Raw genomic sequence first — 20283 nt, 5'->3', positions numbered from 1 at the left:
GTCCACAGCCATTCCGACGATCCCCAGATTCGGCGTCGCGCGCAGTTCGGCGGTCCCGCAGGAGCGTTCACCCCGCACGCTCTGTACATGACCCACGTCCTCGGGCTGACCGACGATCCCACTCTGATCGCGGCGTTGCGCCGTGTCGCTGCGGCCGCCGATCGCGAACTCCACGAAGCCGTCGCGCCGCCGTCCCGGCGTTCCTGGACCGACGCCGCCGTCGTCGTGGTGGACCACGCGTCGGCGCTGGCGTGTGCCGCCGATCTTCCGCGGCGGCCCGGTGTCGTACTCGTCTGTCCGGGTGCCGCCGACCTGCGGGAATGGCAGGCCGCTGCGGTCGTGGGAGCCGAACACGTCCTCGGGTTGCCCGACAGCGAGGTGGAACTGCTCGCCGTGATCGGTGCGACCGCCGAGCCCGACGCGGCCGGCGGCACGGTGATTGCCGTCGTCGGAGGCTGTGGTGGTGCAGGAGCGTCGACGTTCGCTGCCGCCATGGCGTGGTCGTCGGCGCGACGGGACGCCGGCCGCGACGTCCTGCTCGTGGACGCCGATCCCTACGGGTGCGGTATCGACGTGCTCACCGGACTCGAGGAACGGCCCGGAGTGCGATGGTCCGGGCTCACCGTCGAGAGCGGACGTATCTCTGCGCGCGCGCTCCGCGACGCCGTCCCCGCCTGGACTCAGGGGCTCGGGGTCCTGTCCACGGATCGGGAGTCCCTGCCGCAACTCACCGCCGGCGCAGCGACGGCGGTCGTGGAGGCGGTGCACCGGTCCGGGACGACCGTGATCGCCGACATCGGGCGGGCCTTCGGGCCTGTGACCGAGGCACTCGTGTCCCTCGCAGATCTCACCGTGGTCGTCGTGCCGGCCCGCGTCGGTGCAGCGCTGTCGTCGGCGCGGATCGCGGATCGGCTCGTCGAACGCGGGGCGCCGGCCGGCCTCGTCGTCCGGGGACCGGCCCCGGGTGGGCTCACACCCGACGACGTCGCGGAGGTCACCGGGCTACCGCTGCTCGCCTCGATGCGCCCCGAACCCGGCCTTGCCGAGACGCTCGAACGCGGGGGTATCCGGTTGCGGTCGCGGTCACCGCTCGTCGGCGCGGCGGAAGCCGTGCTCGACGGCGTCGATCCGGCTCGCCCGCGAACGCGGTGGATCGCGTGACCGGACCCGTCGCCGCCGACCTGCTCGAGCGGGTTCGCGACCGCCTCGCGGACGAACCGGGGGATCTCACCCCCGCGCGGGTAGCCGCGGCGCTACGCGCAGAAGCCGGCGGTGTGCTCGGCGACTCCGATCTTCTCTCCGCCCTTCGGCACCTCCAGACCGAACTCACCGGAGCCGGACCGCTCGAAGTGCTGCTCGGTGATCCCGCGGTCACAGACGTACTCGTCACCGCACCCGATCGGGTGTGGGTCGACCGGGGCTCCGGACTGCACCTGACCGACGTGACCTTCGCCGACGAGACGGCGGTACGCCGCCTCGCGCAGCGTCTGGCGCTGTTCGCCGGACGCAGGCTCGACGACGCGCAGATGTGGGTGGACGGCAGGCTGCCCGGCCACGGTGAGTTCGGAGTCCGGCTGCACGCGGTGCTCTCGCCGGTTGCGCAGGGCGGAACGTGCCTGTCGCTGCGGGTGCTTCGACCCGCCACCCAAGGGCTTGATGCCCTGCGGGAGCGCGGCGCGGTGCACGACGACGCCTACCGTCTGCTGCACCGCATCATCCGTGCGCGACTCGCTTTCCTGGTGGTCGGCGGCACCGGTGCGGGGAAGACCACCCTGCTCGCGGCGCTGCTGGGAGCGGTGGACCACCGGGAGCGGATCGTCTGCGTCGAAGACGCTGCCGAACTGGTGCCCGCACATCCCCACGTCGTCCGGCTGGTCGCGCGTGCGCCCAACGTCGAGGGGGTCGGGGAGGTCACGGTGCGGGACCTCGTCCGCCAGGCGTTGCGCATGAGACCCGATCGGATCGTCGTCGGGGAGGTTCGTGGGGCGGAGGTGGTCGATCTCCTGACGGCGTTGAACACCGGCCACGACGGGGGCGCCGGCACCGTGCACGCCAATTCACCGGACGAAGTACCGGCACGGCTCGAGGCACTCGCGGCGCTCGGCGGCCTCGACCGAGCGGCCCTCCACAGTCAGCTCGTTGCTGCGGTCCAGGTGGTCCTTCATGTTCACCGCAGCCCCGGTGGTGCCCGCCGCCTCGTCGAGATCGGCATCGTCGAACGCGATCCCGTCTCCGGCGTCGTCGTGTCGCCGGCCTGGACGTACGACCACGGTGCGGTCGCGGGAATGGCGTCGCTCGAACGTGCTCTTCGTCGACGGGATGTCGTGTGATCGGGGCGGCACTGTGCCTTGCCACCGCGTTGCTCCTCGTCCCGGGTTCATCGGGGGCACACCGAATCCGGGTCCACGTTCCGTATCGTTTTCCCGTTGTCGGTCACCCGGGGGTGCTCGCCGCAGCTGCCGGTGTCGCACTCACCATGCTTGTCGGCGTCGCGCCTGCCGTGGCCGCAGCCACAGTGGCGGCGACGACGCTGTGGCGGATCCGCCGGAAACGCCGCTCAGCGCAGCTCGAGGCACATCGGCGGATGTTGTTGTCCGGCCTGGAGGCGGTCATCGCCGATATGCGAGTGGGTGCGCATCCGGCCGATGCCTGCGATACCGCAGCGCGCGAAACCACCGGACCTGCCGCAGATGCGTTCCGGGTCGCGGCTGCACGCTCGCGGCTCGGGGGCTCCGCAGCGGACGGATTGCGTTCCTCGGCTCCGTCCGGGGACCGCGACGGACTGGCCGGAAGTCTCGCACGGGTAGCCGACGCATGGGCCGTGTCGGATCGGCACGGTCTGGCGCTCGCCGAACTCCTGGCTGCGGCCCGGACAGACCTCTCCGCCAGGATGCGGATTCGCTCTCGCACGGACGCGGGCCTGGCAGGGGCGCGCGCAACCGCATCCGTCCTCGCAGCCCTCCCGTTGCTCGGAGTCGGGCTCGGGCAACTCATGGGTGCGGCACCGGTGGGGATTCTGCTTTCCGACGGCCTCGGCGGCATGCTTCTGGTCGCGGGCACGGTGCTGGCATGCGCCGGGTTGTTGTGGACCGACCGTATCGCCGACAGGGTGAGCGCATGACGGGGTCCGTCGCTGCCGCGCTCGCTGCCGCGGCCCTGCTGATCTTTCCGATCGCGGACGGCAGCGCTCGCCTCAAAGATGCGAAAGCTGTTCCTGGCCTTCCGATATCGGCCGGACGCCCCGACCCGAATGCTGTGCCGGCTGCGTTCGACCTGTTCGCCGCATGCCTGCGCGCCGGAATGCCGGCGGCGTCGGCGGCCCGTGCTGTTGCGGAGTCGGCTCCACCGGATTTCGCCGCGGCGCTGCGCAGGGGTGCCGACAGGCTCGCTCTCGGTGCCGATCCGGCCGAGGCATGGGACGGCCCGGGTGACGACCTCCTTCAGGACTTTGCGAGGGCCGCGCGGCGATCGGCGAAATCCGGTGCACCCCTGTCGGAGACCGTGGCCGAACTGGCCGTCCGGTACCGGACGGAGGCGGAGGACCGCGTGGCTGCCGATATCGAGCGGGCGGGTGTGCTCGTCAGCGGCCCGCTCGGGTTGTGCTTTCTGCCTGCGTTCGTGTGTCTGGGCATCGTGCCGGTAGTGATCGGCCTGGCCAGGGACGTGCTCGGGGGAGGGCTGTTGTGAAACGTCGGCGCGGACCGTCCGCGCCGCAGGGAGGGGGAATTATGCGCACCATCGATATTCGGGGTCTCCGGAGTCGTGTGTCGGATCTTGTCGTGGACGACGACGGAATGAGTACGGCGGAGTACGCGATCGGAACCATCGCGGCAGCGGCGTTCGGTGCGGTCCTGTACGCGGTGGTGACCGGCGACTCGATCGTGTCGGCGTTGACCGGCATCGTCGAGCGCGCGCTCAACACCGCGGTGTGAGACGCCGGAGATCCAGCGTCGACCGGCGCGAGGCGATCCGGGGATTCACGGCCGCGGATCCCGGCGGCGTCACCGTCGAAGCGGCGCTTGCGATCGCGAGTCTGGTGACCGTGCTGGTCTTGTGCCTCGGTGCGGTGCTGAGCATCGCGTATCAGGTGCGGTGTCACGACGCGGCGCGGGAGGCGGCGCGACTCGCCGCACGAGGTGATCACACACGGGCGGTCGAGGTGGCCGACCGTGTCGCGCCCCCCGGCGCCGGAATCACGCTGCGGGAGGAGGGAGACCTGATCGTGGCTGTCGTGACGGCCGAGAGTCCCCTGTTTCCCTTGGTGACCTTGACGGCCGAAGCCGTCTCGGTGCGGGAACCGGAGGGGCTGCGGTGATCTCGGACGCAGGTGATCGCGGAAGCGCGAGCGTGATCGGCTGCGCCGTGATGGCGGCCCTGATCGCCGTCACCGCGACGCTGCTTCACGTCGGATCGGTCGTCGTCGCACGGCACCGCGCGCAGGGCGCTGCCGACCTCGCCGCGGTGGCCGTCGCGTCGGCGCTCGATCGCGGCGTCGTGGCGGCATGCGAGGCGGCCGAACCCATCGCACATCGCATGCATGTGCGGGTGAGACGATGCGAGATCGACGACTGGTACGCGCTACTCGAGGTGACCGCTCCGGTGTCGTCGGTCTTCGGAGGGGACGAAGCGAAGGCGGTCGCGCGGGCGGGTCCGGCCACGGCAACAGGCACCGAATGAGGTACGGACCGGCACACCGGGACTTGTGTGACACCCATCACATGTGATGGGTGTCACACAACTCCGGGAGGCCCCGGCGCTCTCCGTGACGGACAGATTCACGGTGCCTCGGCACTCGGTGTAGTGCTGCGATAACGCTTCCGGTGGATGGGAACGTGGATTCGCTCGGCGCGCCCGGCCCGTGCGACCCCCGCTCGTCGCGTTAAGGACGCATTTCGTCGGGTTCGCCGGGGTTTCTTTCCGGCGGGGCGTGCACTTCCGTCGCTAGGCGTGTGTCTAGAGTCAACCGACGTTCCGGGCCGCACGGTCTTGTTCTTGTGGCTCACACCGACACCGTGGATCATCGCGGACTTCGTGGACAGCGGCGCTGTCCCGTTGGGGCTGAGGAAGGATTGATTTTGAGGATCAAGCGCACGATCGCGGTCGTGTCGGTGGGCTTCGTAGCCGTCGGCATGCTTGCGGCATGTGGCGGCAGTAGTTCTGCCGGCAGTAGTGAGGGCACGTACAGCCTGTACATCGCACAGCCCGAGAACCCCCTGGTTCCCGGCAACACCACCGAGAGTGAGGGCAATCAGGTCCTCAAGGCGCTGTTCACGCCCTTGGTGAACTACAACGACGAGACCAACGACGTCGAGTACACCGGCGTCGCAGAGTCGGTCGAGTCCGAGGACCAGGTCAACTGGACGATCAAGCTGAAGTCGGGCTGGACCTTCCACGACGGGACTCCCGTCACCGCCAAGTCCTACGTCGACGCCTGGAACTACACCGCGCTGAGCACCAACGCATACGGCGCGTCGTACTTCTTCGAGAACGTGAACGGTTACGACGACCTGCAGGCCGCCGAGGGCGGCGAGCCGGCCGCGACCACCATGTCCGGCCTCGAGGCAGTGGACGACACCACCATCTCGGTCGAACTGAAGGAGCCGTTCGCGATCTACCCGATCACCCTCGGGTACTCGGCGTTCTCGCCCCTGCCGGAAGCTTTCTTCTCCGATCCCGACGCCTTCGGCCGTCGTCCGATCGGCAACGGCCCGTTCAAGGCCGACGAGGACTTCGTCGACGGTCAGGGCTTCACCGTGACCAAGTACGAGGACTACGCCGGTGAGAACCCCGCGCAGTCGAACGGCGTGCAGTTCAAGGTCTACACCGAACTGGCCACCGGTTACACGGACGTCCAGGCCGGCGGCCTCGACGTGATGCTGGACCTGCCGCCGGACGCGTGGGCCACCGCTCGCGATCAGTTCGGTGATCGTTATGTCGAGCGTCCTCGCCCGGACATCACCTCGCTCAGCTTCCCCACCTACGATCCGCGTTTCTCGGATCCGCGTGTCCGTGAAGCCTTCTCGATGGCCATCGATCGTGGGGCCATCACCGAGGCCATCTTCACCAACACTCGTACGCCGGCCAAGTCCTTCGGGTCCCCGGTCGTCGAGGGTTACCGCGAAGACGCCTGTGGCGCCAAGTGCGAGCTGAACGTCGAGCAGGCCAACAAGCTTCTCGACGAGGCCGGCTTCGATCGCAGCCAGCCGGTTGATCTGTGGTTCAACGCCGGAGCCGGGCACGACCCGTGGATGACCGCGATCGGTAACCAGATCCGCAGCAACCTCGGTATCGAGTACGTGCTCCGCGGCGATCTGCAGTTCGCGCAGTACCTGCCGTTGCAGGACGAGAAGGGCATGACCGGCCCGTTCCGCTTCGCCTGGATCATGGACTACCCGTCGCTGTACAACTTCCTCGCACCGATCTACAGCACCAGCGCACTGCCGCCCGCGGGCTCGAACAACACCTTCTACAGCAACCCCGAGTTCGACGCGGCCCTGTCCGCCGGTAACAACGCCGACTCGCTCGAGGCTGCCACGGTGGAGTACCAGAAGGCCGAGGACATCCTGTTCCGCGACATGCCTTCCGCACCGCTGTTCTACGGCCTCAACCAGGCCGTGTACAGCGACCGGGTCGACAACGTGAAGATCGACGCGTTCGGCGACGTCGTGGTCGAAGACGTCACGGTCAACTGAGTGACAAGTGGTGGGGTGTTTCGCACAAGCGAGGCACCCCACCACTGTGTAGGACGTTCTGTTCCGTATAGGAGAACCCAGTGGGTCGCTTCATCACGCGCCGATTGCTGCTGACCATTCCGGTCCTGATCGGCGCCTCTTTTCTGATCTTTGCGATGGTCTACGCCCTCCCGGGCGACCCCATTCGTGCCCTCGCGGGTGATCGTCCGCTCGCGCCCGCGGTCATGGCGCAGCTTCGCGCCCAGTACAACCTCGACGATCCGTTCTTCGTCCAGTACATCAAGTACGTCGGCGGACTTCTGCAGGGCGACTTCGGTTCCGACTTCTCCGGAAGGCCGGTGCTGGACACCATCGCGCAACGGATGCCGGTGACCATGCAGCTGACGGCGGTGGCCGTCGCCTTCGAAGTCGTAATCGGTATCACCGCCGGCGTGCTCGCAGCCCTGCGTCGCAACTCCTTCTTCGACAACCTGGTGCTCGTCTCGTCGACACTGCTGGTGTCGGTGCCGGTGTTCGTCCTCGGCTTCGTCTCCCAGTACGTCCTCGGATACAAGCTGGGTCTGTTCCCGATCGCCGGTATCAACAACGGCTGGTACAGCTTCCTGCTCCCGGGCCTGGTGCTCGCGTCGCTGTCGATGGCATACGTTGCCCGGCTGACTCGCACCGCGGTGTCGGAGTCGATGGCCGCCGATTACATTCGCACCGCGCGGGCCAAGGGCGTCGGGTATCGCCGTATCGTGGTCCGGCATGCGCTGCGTAACAGCTTGATACCCGTGGTGACCTTCATCGGCGCCGATATCGGCGCACTGCTGGGCGGCGCGATCATCACCGAATCGGTGTTCAACATTCCCGGACTGGGCCGCGCAATCTTCGACGCTGTACAGAACCAGGAAGGTGCGGTGGTCGTCGGCATCGTCACGCTGATGGTCTTCTTCTACATCTTCTTCAACCTCGTCGTGGACGTGCTGTACGCATTCCTCGACCCCCGGATCAGATACGAGTAGTGGTATGGATTCCAAAAATGCCGAGGCCGCCCGTACACATGCCGTGGAGGAGGGCGAGCCGGGCAATGTCATGACGGGCGAAGCCGTCCAACTGGTGGGCCAGGCGAGCTTGTGGGGCAACGCGTGGAAGAAGTTGCGCCGCAGCGTGTTCTTCTGGTTCGGCGGGATCATCACCATCGTCCTGGTGATGATGGCGCTGATGCCGCAGCTGTTCGCCCGTGGCATCGACCCTCGGTCATGCGACCTGTCGGACAGCCGCCTGTCACCGAGTGCGCAGCACTGGTTCGGGACGGATCTTCAAGGGTGCGATTACTACGCCAACGTGATCTACGGTGCCCGCGTCTCCCTGAGTATCGGCCTCCTCGCCGTGATCGGTGTGCTGATCGTCGGTGTGCTGATCGGTGCGCTCGCCGGCTATTTCGGTGGCGCCCTCGACAGCGTGCTCGCCCGTTTCACCGACATCTTCTTCGGCATCCCGCTGTTGCTCGGCGCGCTGGTGCTGCTGACGGTGACGTCCGAGCGGACCATCTGGACCGTGGCGCTGGCACTGATCACCTTCGGCTGGATGACAGCGATGCGCCTGGTGCGCTCGTCGGTCATCGCCATCAAGGAGAGCGAGTACGTTCAGGCCGCCCAGGTGCTGGGAGCCTCGACCTTCCGCATCCTGGTCCGGCACATTCTGCCGAACGCGCTGACCCCTGTTCTGGTCTACGCCACCATCGCCGTCGGTACGTTCATTGCCGCGGAATCAGCACTGTCGTACCTCGGTATCGGCCTGCAAATGCCCGCCATGTCGTGGGGCCTGCAGATCAACCTGGGCCAGAACTACATCTCGACGTCGCCGCACCTGGTGCTGTTCCCGGCCGCGTTCCTGTCGGTGACCGTGCTGGCCTTCATTCTCATGGGTGATGCGCTGCGAGATGCGCTCGACCCGAAACGGAGCTGACGCAATGAGTGTCGACACGATCGACGAGACCACGACCGACCGCGCAATCCTCGGAGTCTCCGGTCTGACCATCGACTTCGAGGTGGACAAGACCTGGAGAACAGCCGTACGTGACGTCTCGTTCGAGGTGGCGCGGGGCGAGATCCTGGCGATCGTCGGCGAATCCGGATCGGGTAAATCGACGACGGCCATGGCCGTACCGGGTCTGCTCGCCGACAACAGCCGTGTCCGCGGCAGCATCACTCTCGACGGTCGTGAACTCGTCGGTCTGTCGGAACGTGAACTGAACTCGGTGCGCGGCAAGGACATTGCCGTGATCTTCCAGGAGCCCATGACGGCTCTGAATCCGGTGTACACCATCGGGTGGCAGATCACCGAGGCTATTCGTTCGCACTCGGACATGACCAAGGCGCAAGCCAAGGAACGCGTGATCGAGTTGCTTCGCCTCGTCGACATGCCGGAGCCGGAGAAGCGGGTCAAGTACTACCCACACCAGCTTTCCGGTGGTCAGCGCCAGCGAGCGATGATCGCCCAGGCCCTGGCCTCCGAACCCGCGGTGCTCATCGCCGACGAGCCCACCACCGCGCTCGACGTCACGGTGCAGGCCGAGATCCTGCAGCTGATGCGGGATCTGCGCGAGCGCGTGGACGCGGCGATCGTGCTCATCACGCACGACATGGGTGTCGTCGCCGACATGGCCGACCGCATCCTCGTCATGCGCAACGGTGCCATCGTCGAGCACGGGACGTCGGACAAGGTCTTCAACAAGCCGGAGCACGCCTACACCCGTGAACTGCTGGCGTCGGTGCCCCACCTCGGCTCGCGAGTCGGCGAGGCCGGAACCGATGACACTCCGGACGTGCGGTACGCACTCGAAATCGTCGATGGCGTGATCGAGTACCCCGGTGCGCGTCGCAACAGCGGCTTCCGGGCGGTCGACGGCGTCAGCCTCAACATCGAGCCCGGTGAGGTCGTGGGACTCGTCGGAGAGTCCGGTTCGGGCAAGTCGACGATCGGCAAGGCCGTAGTGGGATTGCTCAAGTTGCACTCCGGCTCGCTGTCCGTGGCAGGCACCGACATCACGAAGATGTCGACACGCGATCTGCGCCCGGTCCGCCGCAAGGTCGGCATCGTGTTCCAGGATCCGGGTTCGTCGCTGAACCCGCGCTGGCCCATCGGACAGTCCATCGGCGAGCCGATGCTGCTGCACACCGAAATGGACCGCACCCAGCGCGACAAGAAGGTCGAGGAACTGCTCGACCAGGTTCAGCTGCCGCGAGACATGCGCAACCGCTACCCGCATCAGCTTTCCGGCGGGCAGCGTCAGCGCGTGGGTATCGCCCGGGCGCTGGCTCTCGAACCGACACTGCTGGTGGCGGACGAACCGACGTCGGCACTCGACGTCTCCGTGCAGGCCAAGGTACTCGAGCTGTTCCAGGAACTGCAGCGCGAATACGGCTTCGCATGCCTGTTCATCAGCCACGACCTTGCCGTCGTGGAGGTGCTTGCACGTCGCATCGCCGTGATGCGGGCCGGCAAACTCGTGGAGTTCGACCGGACCGATCGTATTCTGCGGTCGCCGTCCGATCCGTACACCAAGCGGTTGCTGGCGGCTGTCCCGGTTCCGGACCCGGCACAGCAGGCGCTGCGGCGTGAAGAGCGTGCGGCGCTGCTAGCCGCCGAACGCGCCGAGGACGAGCGCATGCCGGTGGCCTGACGGCTGTAGTGCGGTGTCAGTCCTGGCTACCGATCGCGTCGAGCACGGCGGTCAGGACGAGCACGGCGCCCGACTTGTCGAGTGGATCATTGCCGTTGCCGCATTTCGGGGAGTACACGCAGGAGGGGCAGCCCGTGGCGCACTCGCACGCCGCGACGGCGTCTCGGGTTGCCTCGAGCCACCGGAAAATCCGGCGGTATCCTCGCTCCGCGAATCCGGCACCGCCGGGCTGGCCGTCATAGACGAAGACCGTGGGAAGACCGGTGTCGGGGTGCAGGTCGGTGGAGACGCCGCCGATATCCCCGCGGTCGCACGTCGCGACGAGGGGGAGCAAACCGATCGCCGCGTGCTCGGCGGCATGGAGCGCACCCGGGATCCGCTCGGCCGTGAGGCCGATCTGCGAGAGCAGTCCGGGATCGACGGTGTACATCACAGCGCGGGTCGCAAGGGTCTGCTCGGGCATCTCCAACGGGATCTGATCGAGGATCTCGCCGGAGGGCAGGCGTCGGAGGTATCCGACCACCTGATGGGTCACCTCGACACCCACCGCCGCGACGGTGACGGGGCCGTGGTCCCGATGCTCGTCGATCGACGTGCAGCAGATCTCCGTGATTTCGCGTGCGCTGGTGGACCATTCGGGGTCCTCGGCGTGAACGAGTGCGATTCCGTCGTCGAGGTGCAGTTCGTCGACGACGAAGGATTCCCCCCGATGCAGGTGTACGGCACCCGGATGCATCGTCGCGGGCGCGCGGCTTCCTTCGACGGTGCCGAGCATCCGCCCGGTCTCCGCCTCCACGATCGCGACCTGCCCGCCGATGCCGCCGCGGATGTCGATCTCCGCGTGCGGATGCGTACCGGGAGTGACGAACCAGCCGTGCGGACGCCTGCGTATGAGGCCGTCCGCTGCGAGGCGAGTGAGGACTTCCCACGCCTCGTATTCCTCGACTTCGGTGTCGCTCAGCGGCTTTTCGGACGCCGCGCAGAGCAACTGCGGCCCCAGGACGTACGGGTTCGCCGGGTCGGTCACGGTCGACTCGACCGGCCTGCCCAGCAACGCCTGCGGATGGTGCACCAGATACGTGTCGAGGGGGTCGTCGCGGGCGACCAGCACCACCAGCGACCCCTGCCCGCGCCGCCCGGCGCGGCCGCCCTGCTGCCAGAACGAGGCCACTGTGCCGGGGAATCCCGCGACGACCACCGCGTCGAGACCGGCGATGTCCACTCCGAGTTCGAGTGCGTTCGTACTCGCCACGCCGAGCAGACGTCCGTCGGAGATCGCCGCTTCGAGGTCGCGGCGATCTTCCGCGAGGTAACCGGCGCGGTAGGCGGCAACGCGGTCGACGAGGTCGGGCGCTGCCGCGGCGAGCAACCGTCGCGCGCCCATGGCCGTGAGTTCCGCACCGTGCCGGGACCGCACGAACGTCAGCGTCCGTGCACCTTCGACGACGAGGTCGGCGAGCAACCGGGCCGCTTCGGTCCCGGCCGCGCGTCGCACGGGAGCCCCGTGTTCTCCGGTGACCTCGCGCAGCAGCGGCGGTTCCCACATCGCGACGGTCCTCGGTCCGTGGGGTGATCCGTCTTCGGTCACCGCACGGCACGGCGCGCCGATGAGCCTGGACGCCGCATCGGCCGGCTCGGCGGTGGTCGCGGAGGCCAGGATGAACACGGGGTCGGCACCGTAGTGTCGAGCCAGCCGCTGGAGCCGGCGCAGGATCAGCGCGACGTGTGAGCCGAAAACCCCTCGGTACGAGTGGCATTCGTCGATCACCACGTATTTCAGCCGACGCAGCATCCGCGCCCACCGTGCGTGCCCGGGCAGCAGCGACACGTGCAGCATGTCGGGATTGGTGAAGATCCACCGTGAGTGCCGGCGCGCCCATTGCCGCATCTCCGTGCTGGTGTCGCCGTCGTACGCGCACGCCGCCACGGTCGACAGTGCGGGCTCCATCATGGTCAGTTCGGTGACCGCGCGAAGCTGATCGGCCCCCAATGCCTTGGTGGGGGAGAGATACAGAGCGGTGGCCTGGGGGTCGGTCGCCATGGCAGTGAGCACGGGAAGTTGATACGCCACCGACTTGCCGGACGCGGTTCCGGTGGCGACGACCACGTTCTGCCCGGCGGCGGCGAGATCGGCGGCGTCGGCCTGATGGCTCCACAGTTGCGGTACCCCGTGGTCGCGCAGGGCCCGGACCACCGGTTCGGCCGCCCAGCGAGGCCAGTCGGTGTGTTGCGCCGGCCGGGCGGGCAGCGCGGCGACGTGGGTGAGCGGGGACTCGCCGGCGGGCGTTCCGGCCAGGAGGCGGTCGAGAAGTTCGCGTCCGTAGGTCGCAGCCGTGCCGTTACCCGGATCGAACGGGGGTGAGCTGGGCACGGAGCGCTCCGGGGGGTTGCGGGGTCGAACAGGGGCGGCGGTTCTGCCGTCTGCGGGCAGGCAGAAACAACTACCGATCGGTAATCGTACCGACGGTCGGCGACCTTCGATTTTTCTGGGACGTTTGTGCCCATTACTACTGTCGCGACCGCCCCGGGCATGGTTGACTGGCACGCGGTCGCAGCTTCTGTGTTCGTGGACTTGAGAGAGTGAACGCTCGCAGGATCGATGGTTGCGGGCGCGGTGCTTTGCTCTTCCCACGGGGGTTCGGAAGTACAGCGGTCGGAACCGGGGCCGGGCGGGCCGCGTTTCCGGCGGTCTGTCGAATCCGGTGGTAAGAAAGAGAAGGAAAAGCATGGCACAGGGCACTGTGAAGTGGTTCAACGCGGAGAAGGGCTTCGGCTTCATCGCTCCCGAGGACGGTTCTGCAGACGTGTTCGTTCACTACTCCGAGATCCAGGGCGCCGGTTTCCGGACCCTCGAGGAGAACCAGCGCGTGGAGTTCGAGGTCGGTCAGGGCACCAAGGGCCCGCAGGCCACCGGCGTGCGCGCTGTCTGAGAGATTGCTCCGATGAGCGCAAGGTGAGGCTCGACTCCTCATCTGAATCGTCCCCCGTTACCTCCGGTGATGGGGGACGATGCATTTTCGGGCATCGATCGACCGGAAGGAGGACCGCGTGAGCCAGCTGTCGTTCTTCGGCGCGGAACTCGGGCCGCCCGCGGTCGCAGACCTGAGCGGGCTGCTGGCAGCCCAGGGCGGAGTCGCGATTCGCGGAGACCGGGCTCGGATCTCCGCGGTCGTCGATGCCCCCTGGCGCGCCACCGGGATCGCACACCTGATGTCCGAGGCGGGGCTGGAACCGGAGATCGGCACCACCGACGACGGCCGCACGACGGTGTGCACGGCGTTCGTCGCAGAGACGGTGCCACTGGCCTCGCTGTGGATGCGCGGCACGGTGAAGACGGTGCCCTTCGAGTGGGTGCCGAGTTCGCGCGCTCAGCGCGCGTGGTTTCTCGCCGCGGGTACGAAAGAAGTGGACGGGGAGCGATACGTCCTCGGCCTCGATCCGCAGACACCCGAGACCCACGCTCCCCTCGCCGAGGCATTCCTGCGGGCCGGTATCGCACCGACTCTCATCGGGACACGCGGGTCGTCACCGGGCTTGCGAGTGACCGGCCGCAAGCGCTTGACCAGGCTCGTCGAGAACATCGGGGCACCACCCGACGACCCCGGGGCGTGGGAGGTCTGGCCTCACGCCGGGCCGTGGGACCACCACACGAGATGAGGCGTTCGCCGAGGATGTGCGACCCTGTGTGTGGCTACGTCGGGGGGACGTGGTCGGTATACATGTCTTCGAGAAGCGCGACATGTCGGTAGAGGGAAGGCACAGGCGGCACGGTGGCAGCAGACAAGAGCACTTCGGACGGCTCCTCGGGTACACGTCGGCTGGTCATCGTCGAATCCCCGACCAAGGCGAAAAAAATCGCCCCCTACCTGGGGCGCGACTACGTCGTCGAGGCGTCGGTCGGCCATATCAGGGATCTGCCGCGCGGCGCCGCGGATGTTCCTGCCAAATTCAAGGGTGAGTCGTGGGCCCGCCTCGGCGTCGACGTCGATCACGATTTCGAGCCGCTCTACGTCGTCAGCCCGGAGAAGAAGTCCAAGGTCTCCGAACTGAAGAGTCTCCTCAAGGACGCCGACGAGCTCTATCTCGCCACCGACCCCGACCGTGAGGGCGAGGCGATCGCCTGGCATCTGCTCGAGACGCTCAAGCCCAAGGTTCCGGTCCGGCGCATGGTGTTCCACGAGATCACCGAATCCGCCATTCGTGCGGCCGCGGAGAACACCCGCGAACTCGACACCGACCTTGTCGACGCGCAGGAAACCCGGCGCATCCTCGACCGGCTGTACGGCTACGAAGTCAGCCCGGTGTTGTGGAAGAAGGTCATGCCGCGCTTGTCGGCCGGGCGCGTGCAGTCCGTCGCGACCCGAATCATCGTGCAGCGCGAACGCGAGCGGATGGCGTTCAGGTCTGCCGAATACTGGGACATCGCGGCGACCATGGACGCAGGCGAAACTGCGAGCCCCCGCTCGTTCGGTGCGCGTCTGGTGGGAGTGGACGGCTCCCGCGTCGCTTCCGGCCGTGACTTCGGTGCCGACGGCAAGCTGAAGTCCACCGGCGTCGTGGTTCTCGACGAGACCTACGCGCGTCGTCTGGCCGAAGCTCTTGCCGGTACCGCGCTGATGGTGTCGTCGGCCGAGAGCAAGCCGTACACCCGCAAGCCGTATGCGCCGTTCATGACCTCGACGCTGCAGCAGGAAGCCGGGCGCAAGCTCAGGTTCTCGTCGGAACGCACCATGCGCATCGCGCAGCGTCTGTACGAGAACGGCTACATCACGTACATGCGTACGGACTCCACGACGCTGTCGGAATCGGCGATCAGTGCGGCGCGCGCTCAGGCCACCCAGCTGTACGGTGCCGAATTCGTGCACCCGACCCCGCGTCAGTACACCCGTAAGGTCAAGAACGCGCAGGAAGCGCACGAGGCGATCCGCCCCGCCGGCGACGTGTTCGCCACGCCGGGTGAGTTGCATGCGCGTCTCGATGCGGACGAGTTCCGGCTCTACGAGCTGATTTGGCAGCGCACCGTCGCGTCGCAGATGGCTGATGTCCGCGGAACCACCCTCACCCTCCGGATCACCGGCACCGCCGGTACGGGGGAGGAGTGCACGTTCTCGTCGTCGGGCCGCACCATCACGTTCGCCGGATTCCTCAAGGCCTACGTCGAGAGCGTCGACGAAGAGGCAGGCGGCCAGTCCGACGACGCCGAGTCGCGCCTGCCCAACCTCAGCGAAGGGTCCGCGGTCACCGCGACGAAGCTCGATCCCGACGGCCACTCCACGAACCCGCCGGCGCGGTACACCGAGGCGAGCCTCATCAAGACGCTCGAAGAACTCGGCATCGGCCGGCCGTCGACGTACGCCTCGATCATCAAGACGATCCTCGATCGCGGATACGTCTACAAGCGAGGCAGCGCGCTCGTCCCGTCCTGGGTGGCGTTCGCCGTGATCGGCCTGCTCGAATCCCACTTCTCGCAGCTCGTGAACTACGACTTCACCGCGGGTATGGAAGACGACCTCGACGAGATCGCCTCCGGCCACGAACACCGGACCGACTGGCTGACGAGGTTCTACTTCGGCGGCGAGCACGGCGGCGAGCAGTCGGTCGCACGACAGGGCGGGCTGAAGAAGCTCGTCAGCGAGAACCTCGAGGACATCGATGCCCGGGAGATCAACTCGATCCGCCTGTTCGACGACGCGGAGGGCCGTGAGGTCCACGTGCGGGTCGGGCGGTTCGGCCCGTATCTCGAGCGGATGGTGGTCAACCCGGACGACCCGGACGGCGACCCGATTTCCCAGCGCGCGAATCTGCCCGACGACCTGCCGCCGGACGAGCTGACCCTCGAGTACGCGGAGAAGCTGTTCTCCACGCCCCAGGAAGGGCGCGTGCTCGGCGTCGATCCCGCAACCGGCCACGAGGTCGTCGCGCGGGAAGGCCGCTTCGGTCCGTACGTCACCGAGTTGCTGCCCGAGCCGACGCCGGAGCCGGAACCCGAACCGGACGTGACACCGATCCCCGTCGAGGAGGTCGAGGCCACCGGCGGTGGCACGAAGACCGCGACGAAGAAGGCTGTCGCCAAGAAGGCTGCGAAGAAGGCACCCGCGAAAAAGGCGGCCAAGAAGGCCACCGGTCCGAAGCCGCGCACCGCGTCGCTGCTCAAGACGATGGATCTGTCGACGGTCACGTTGGAGGACGCACTGCGACTGCTCTCCCTCCCGCGCGTGGTGGGTGTCGATCCCGAGTCGGGTGAAGAGATCACGGCCCAGAACGGCCGATACGGTCCGTACCTGAAGAAGGGCACCGACTCGAGGTCCCTGGCGAACGAAGAGCAGATGTTCACCGTCACGCTCGACGAGGCACTGAAGATCTACGCCGAGCCGAAGCGCCGTGGCCGGCAGGCAGCAGCCACGCCGCCTCTCCGCGAACTCGGAGTGGACCCGGTGAGCGAAAAGCCCATGGTGATCAAGGACGGGCGGTTCGGTCCGTACGTCACCGACGGCGAGACCAACGCGAGCCTGCGTAAGGGCGACGAGGTCCCGACGATCACCGACGAGCGGGCTTCCGAGTTGCTCGCCGACCGGCGCGCGCGCGGTCCGGTGAAGAAGGCCACAAAGAAGGCCGCTGCGAAGAAGTCGCCCGCCAAGAAGACCGCGAAGAAGCCTGCAGCGAAGAAGGCCCCGGCCAAGAAAGCCGCGGCGAAGAAGGCAGCAGACTGATCCCGGCCCGGACGCCTACCCTTGCGGTGTGTACCGCGAATGGGCGTCCGGGATACCCGGGGTCATCGCCTGGGTGTCGACGCCCGATCCCGCCGGATCGGGCGGGAACACCGTTCTGCCCGACGGATGCATGGATCTGATCTGGCACGAAGACGGTCTTCTCGTTGCGGGCCCTGACACGCGCGCACAGTTCTCGGACCTCGCGGCGCGGCGAAAACTGACCGCGGTGCGGTTCGCACCGGGCCTCGGGCCCGTGTTCTTGGGTGTCGACGCCTCCGAATTGCGCGACCGGCGCATCTCCCTCGACCAGATGTGGGCGCCTCGTCGGGTCCGCGACATCATGGCGGCCGTCGAAGGCGACCCGGTGTCCGGCCTCGTCGATGCGGCTCGCCGCGATCTGGACGAAGCACCTCGAAGTCCTCTGTCCGGGCTCGCGCGTGCTTTCGCATCCGGTATGACGGTCGCCGATGCCGCGACGGCTGTCGGCTGGAGTGAACGAACCCTCCGTCGGCGCGCGCACCACGCGTTCGGCTTCGGGCCGAAGACATTGTCCCGCGTCCTGCGATTCCGGCGGGCGGTCGAACGCGCTCGTGCGGGCGAAGATCCGGCCAGGATTGCGGCCGAGTGCGGTTACAGCGACCAGCCGCACCTCGCGCGAGAGGTGCGCGCACTGTCGGGATCGACGCTCGGTGACCTCGTCCGTCCGTCGTCCGGGCCGTAACTACTGGGAAAGGGCAGCGAACAGGTCGATGCCGTGGCCGTCCGGATCGAGCAGGCTCGCGTAACGCTGCCCCCACGCCGCGTCCCACGGCTTCATCGCCGAGGTGCATCCGGCGGCAACCAGTGACGCGTACGTCTCGTCGACCTCGCTCGGTGAACCGCACTCGAATGCGAGGCTCGGCCCTCCCGTCCCCGGCTCGAAACCGGGATCGAACGACTTCACGGAGTCGATCGTGTCCCACATGAGACAGACACCGTCGGCCGCCGTCACCTCGAAGTGCGGCGCGCCGGGCGCTTCGGTGGGCAGGTCGAGGCCGAGTTTGCGGTAACACTCGAAAGAGCGCCCGAAGTCCTCGACGACAAGACCGATGGCAGAGAATCGAATGGTCATGACCCGACCGTAGGGCGGGCCGGGCACGAAGGTCTTGAACGTTTCGGACAGCCGGACGGAACAGGTCGGTGCCGGTGGTTACGCTGGTCGGCATGTCCGGTGTCTTCGATCGTCTCGTCGGCCAGCACGATGTCGAGACCGATCTCGTCGCGGCTGCAGTCGCTGCGCGCAACGGCGATACCGGCTCGGCGATGACGCATTCGTGGCTGTTCACCGGACCTCCCGGATCGGGTAGGTCCGTCGCGGCGTTGTGCTTCGCGGCCGCGCTGCAGTGCACCGACGAGCAGACCCCGGGATGCGGGTACTGCCACGCGTGCACCACCACGATGGCCGGTACCCACGCCGACGTGCGGCGGGTGATCCCCGAGGGCCTGACCATCAGCGTCAAGGCGATGCGCGCCATCGTGCAGGTCGCCTCCCGCCGGCCCAGCACCGGCCGATGGCAGGTCGTGGTGATCGAGGATGCAGACCGTCTCACCGAGGGAGCGGCCAACGCGCTGTTGAAGGTGGTGGAAGAACCGCCGAAACGCACCGTGTTCCTGCTGTGCGCCCCGTCGACCGATCCCGAGGACATCTCGGTGACGCTCCGGTCCCGCTGCCGGCACGTCGGTCTCGTCACGCCCAGCGCCGCGTCGATCGCGGAGGTCCTGCAGCTCAGCGACGGCATCGACGAGAAGACTGCGCGGTGGGCCGCGTCGGTGAGTGCGGGCCACGTCGGCAGGGCCCGCCGTCTGGCCACCGACACGATCGCCCGGGAAAACCGCAACCGCGCACTCGAGTTCGCCGGGGCCGTTCTCCGGCCTGCGACGACGTACTCCGCAGCCGAGGAACTCGGACGCAGCGCCGAGGCCGAAGCCAAAGAGATCAGTGTCGAACGCGACGAGCGTGAGACAGAAGAGCTGAGGACGGCACTCGGTGCAGGCGGTACGGGTAAGGGAGCCGCGGGCGCGCTTCGCGGTTCGGCCGGCGTGCTGAAAGAACTCGAGCGCACGCAGAAGTCTCGCAAGACCCGGACCGAACGCGACATCATGGACCGCGCACTCATCGACCTCGCGGGGCTGTATCGGGATGCCCTCGCCCATGCCTTCGGTTCCACCGCGACGCCCAACCATCCGGACATGACCGAACGCGCAGCCGATCTCGCCTCCCGTACCCGGCCGGAGGCCCTGCTCGACTGCATCGAAGCAATCCTCGAGTGCCGCGAGGCTCTCGCGCAGAACGTCAAGCCGAAGTTCGCGCTGGCAGCCATGGCGGCGCGCTTGAGCGCCGCATTCCGGTGACTGAAGTGCCGGTTTGCATCACGGTGGGGGTAGTCCGCTAGACTTCGGACGCCGAACGGCATGCTGCCTTAGCTCAGTCGGTAGAGCATTTCACTCGTAATGAAAAGGTCGTCGGTTCGATTCCGACAGGCAGCTCCACGAAGAGCCCCTCACCCCACCGGTGAGGGGCTCTTCTGGTTCCACGGCTCGGTCGTCCTCGCGCGATGTCGTGCGGACATGGACCATGGAGTCATGTTGATGGAAATCTTCTCCCTGATCCTGATCATCGGTGCGCTCGTCGTGGTGGTCCCCATGGCGATCCGCGTGTTCCGCGATCGCGACGACCGGTGACACACCCCCGCAGCGCTCGACAACCACAACCGGCGCACTCATGCTCGGTGTATGGGTGACTCTCTGAAGGACCGGATCCGCGAGAAGATCATGCGTCAGCGTGCGGAGGACGGAGGCCGGCCGGTCGACGCCGCGGAAGCCGACGACCCGCGCCTGACGGATATCGACGGCGATCTCGCGTTGCTCGCCCAGGCCGGCGAGGACGACGAGGTAGTCCAGAGCCTCGCTGCGAAGTACTGGGTGCCCTGAACGTGGCCGAATCTGCGTTGACCTGGCGATTTGGTGTTTGTGGGGGTGCTCGCGTAACTTAATCCAGGTCAGAGCGACACGGACACCGACCCGGACCTGAGGGACTGGGAAAACGAGGTTGGACGAGAGCGCCTGAATATCTGGTTCGGAATCTTCTGGTAAGGTTTCGTACTGCCCCTGGGTTCGGAAGCGGCACGGATTTGCGTCTGTGTGGTGATGGATCTAGGCTGGAACAGTTGCCCCG

At 67.4% G+C, this 20283-nt stretch carries 19 protein-coding genes and 1 tRNA gene; 18 read left to right on the top strand and 2 right to left on the bottom strand.

Annotation, left to right across the window (positions count from 1 at the left end):
- Positions 1-87 precede the first annotated feature (87 nt).
- From ssd to ACFWU2_RS19155, 11 genes are all read left to right on the top strand, one after another.
- Positions 88-1161, top strand: a complete 1074-nt coding sequence (gene ssd / locus ACFWU2_RS19205) for a septum site-determining protein Ssd (RefSeq protein WP_378609600.1) — start codon at positions 88-90, stop codon at positions 1159-1161.
- Positions 1158-2330, top strand: a complete 1173-nt coding sequence (locus tag ACFWU2_RS19200; RefSeq protein WP_378609597.1) for a TadA family conjugal transfer-associated ATPase — start codon at positions 1158-1160, stop codon at positions 2328-2330. Before ssd ends, ACFWU2_RS19200 begins: the two co-directional genes overlap by 4 nt.
- The gene (locus tag ACFWU2_RS19195; RefSeq protein WP_378609594.1) at positions 2327-3121 is read left to right on the top strand and encodes a type II secretion system F family protein; all 795 of its coding nucleotides are present in this window, start codon (positions 2327-2329) and stop codon (positions 3119-3121) included. Before ACFWU2_RS19200 ends, ACFWU2_RS19195 begins: the two co-directional genes overlap by 4 nt.
- Positions 3118-3687, top strand: coding sequence for a type II secretion system F family protein (locus ACFWU2_RS19190; RefSeq protein WP_378609591.1), 570 nt, complete (start codon positions 3118-3120; stop codon positions 3685-3687). The genes ACFWU2_RS19195 and ACFWU2_RS19190 overlap by 4 nt, the downstream gene beginning before the upstream one ends.
- 41 nt (positions 3688-3728) lie before the next feature.
- Positions 3729-3932 carry a DUF4244 domain-containing protein gene (locus ACFWU2_RS19185; protein WP_378609588.1) on the top strand — a complete coding sequence of 68 codons (204 nt, stop codon included), beginning with the start codon at positions 3729-3731 and terminating at the stop codon, positions 3930-3932.
- A gap of 35 nt (positions 3933-3967) precedes the next feature.
- Positions 3968-4315: a TadE family type IV pilus minor pilin gene (locus ACFWU2_RS19180; RefSeq protein WP_378609988.1), complete on the top strand. Its 348-nt coding sequence runs from the start codon at positions 3968-3970 to the stop codon at positions 4313-4315.
- On the top strand, positions 4312-4677 hold the full coding sequence (locus tag ACFWU2_RS19175) for an Rv3654c family TadE-like protein (RefSeq protein ID WP_378609585.1): 366 nt from the start codon (positions 4312-4314) through the stop codon (positions 4675-4677). The genes ACFWU2_RS19180 and ACFWU2_RS19175 overlap by 4 nt, the downstream gene beginning before the upstream one ends.
- Before the next feature lie 398 nt (positions 4678-5075).
- Positions 5076-6692 carry an ABC transporter substrate-binding protein gene (locus ACFWU2_RS19170; RefSeq protein ID WP_378609582.1) on the top strand — a complete coding sequence of 539 codons (1617 nt, stop codon included), beginning with the start codon at positions 5076-5078 and terminating at the stop codon, positions 6690-6692.
- An 80-nt stretch (positions 6693-6772) separates the two neighbouring features.
- Positions 6773-7696, top strand: a complete 924-nt coding sequence (locus ACFWU2_RS19165; protein ID WP_378609579.1) for an ABC transporter permease — start codon at positions 6773-6775, stop codon at positions 7694-7696.
- A gap of 4 nt (positions 7697-7700) precedes the next feature.
- Positions 7701-8642, top strand: a complete 942-nt coding sequence (locus ACFWU2_RS19160) for an ABC transporter permease (protein WP_378609576.1) — start codon at positions 7701-7703, stop codon at positions 8640-8642.
- Positions 8643-8646: 4 nt separating this feature from the next.
- Complete coding sequence (locus ACFWU2_RS19155; RefSeq protein ID WP_378609573.1) at positions 8647-10359, top strand: ABC transporter ATP-binding protein; 1713 nt, start codon at positions 8647-8649, stop codon at positions 10357-10359.
- A gap of 16 nt (positions 10360-10375) precedes the next feature.
- Here the strand turns inward: ACFWU2_RS19155 and ACFWU2_RS19150 are convergent, their stop codons facing one another.
- The gene (locus ACFWU2_RS19150; protein ID WP_378609570.1) at positions 10376-12730 is read right to left on the bottom strand and encodes a DEAD/DEAH box helicase; all 2355 of its coding nucleotides are present in this window, start codon (positions 12728-12730) and stop codon (positions 10376-10378) included.
- Positions 12731-13085: 355 nt separating this feature from the next.
- On the opposite strand from ACFWU2_RS19150, the gene ACFWU2_RS19145 reads away from it, so the two are divergent.
- The 4 genes from ACFWU2_RS19145 (at position 13086) to ACFWU2_RS19130 (ending at position 17790) form a co-directional block, all read left to right on the top strand.
- Positions 13086-13289, top strand: a complete 204-nt coding sequence (locus ACFWU2_RS19145) for a cold-shock protein (RefSeq protein ID WP_054720028.1) — start codon at positions 13086-13088, stop codon at positions 13287-13289.
- Between the two features lie 118 nt (positions 13290-13407).
- Complete coding sequence (locus tag ACFWU2_RS19140; RefSeq protein ID WP_378609568.1) at positions 13408-14016, top strand: hypothetical protein; 609 nt, start codon at positions 13408-13410, stop codon at positions 14014-14016.
- 113 nt (positions 14017-14129) lie between these two features.
- Positions 14130-17069 carry a type I DNA topoisomerase gene (gene topA / locus ACFWU2_RS19135; RefSeq protein ID WP_378609566.1) on the top strand — a complete coding sequence of 980 codons (2940 nt, stop codon included), beginning with the start codon at positions 14130-14132 and terminating at the stop codon, positions 17067-17069.
- A 28-nt stretch (positions 17070-17097) separates the two neighbouring features.
- Positions 17098-17790, top strand: a complete 693-nt coding sequence (locus ACFWU2_RS19130) for a helix-turn-helix domain-containing protein (protein WP_378609564.1) — start codon at positions 17098-17100, stop codon at positions 17788-17790.
- Here the strand turns inward: ACFWU2_RS19130 and ACFWU2_RS19125 are convergent, their stop codons facing one another.
- Entirely contained in the window at positions 17791-18180 is a 390-nt protein-coding gene (locus ACFWU2_RS19125) for a VOC family protein (RefSeq protein ID WP_378609562.1), read from the bottom strand.
- A 92-nt stretch (positions 18181-18272) separates the two neighbouring features.
- Here ACFWU2_RS19125 and ACFWU2_RS19120 point away from each other — a divergent pair, with 92 nt between their 5' ends.
- The 3 genes from ACFWU2_RS19120 to ACFWU2_RS19110 all read left to right on the top strand — a co-directional run bounded on the left by ACFWU2_RS19120 (position 18273) and on the right by ACFWU2_RS19110 (position 20039).
- Positions 18273-19460 (top strand): DNA polymerase III subunit delta', encoded by a 1188-nt coding sequence (locus ACFWU2_RS19120; protein ID WP_378609559.1) that lies wholly within the window; start codon positions 18273-18275, stop codon positions 19458-19460.
- Between the two features lie 62 nt (positions 19461-19522).
- Positions 19523-19598 (top strand) — tRNA-Thr (locus ACFWU2_RS19115).
- A 243-nt stretch (positions 19599-19841) separates the two neighbouring features.
- Positions 19842-20039: a hypothetical protein gene (locus ACFWU2_RS19110; RefSeq protein ID WP_378609556.1), complete on the top strand. Its 198-nt coding sequence runs from the start codon at positions 19842-19844 to the stop codon at positions 20037-20039.
- Positions 20040-20283 lie beyond the last annotated feature (244 nt).

It is taken from the genome of Rhodococcus sp. NPDC058639 (genome assembly GCF_042717545.1).
In the GTDB taxonomy this organism is placed as follows: Bacteria; Actinomycetota; Actinomycetes; order Mycobacteriales; family Mycobacteriaceae; genus Rhodococcus.
This window is presented reverse-complemented; position numbering and strand designations above follow the sequence as displayed.

Excerpts from the sequence above, each read along its gene's own strand:
- ssd (WP_378609600.1), top strand. The coding sequence starts at position 88 with ATGACCCACGTCCTCGGGCTGACCGACGATCCCACTCTGATCGCGGCG.
- ACFWU2_RS19190 (WP_378609591.1), top strand. The coding sequence starts at position 3,118 with ATGACGGGGTCCGTCGCTGCCGCGCTCGCTGCCGCGGCCCTGCTGATC.
- ACFWU2_RS19185 (WP_378609588.1), top strand. The coding sequence starts at position 3,729 with ATGCGCACCATCGATATTCGGGGTCTCCGGAGTCGTGTGTCGGATCTT.
- ACFWU2_RS19160 (WP_378609576.1), top strand. The coding sequence starts at position 7,701 with ATGGATTCCAAAAATGCCGAGGCCGCCCGTACACATGCCGTGGAGGAG.
- ACFWU2_RS19155 (WP_378609573.1), top strand. The coding sequence starts at position 8,647 with ATGAGTGTCGACACGATCGACGAGACCACGACCGACCGCGCAATCCTC.
- ACFWU2_RS19145 (WP_054720028.1), top strand. The coding sequence starts at position 13,086 with ATGGCACAGGGCACTGTGAAGTGGTTCAACGCGGAGAAGGGCTTCGGC.
- ACFWU2_RS19125 (WP_378609562.1), bottom strand. The coding sequence starts at position 18,180 with ATGACCATTCGATTCTCTGCCATCGGTCTTGTCGTCGAGGACTTCGGG.
- ACFWU2_RS19120 (WP_378609559.1), top strand. The coding sequence starts at position 18,273 with ATGTCCGGTGTCTTCGATCGTCTCGTCGGCCAGCACGATGTCGAGACC.
- ACFWU2_RS19110 (WP_378609556.1), top strand. The coding sequence starts at position 19,842 with ATGGGTGACTCTCTGAAGGACCGGATCCGCGAGAAGATCATGCGTCAG.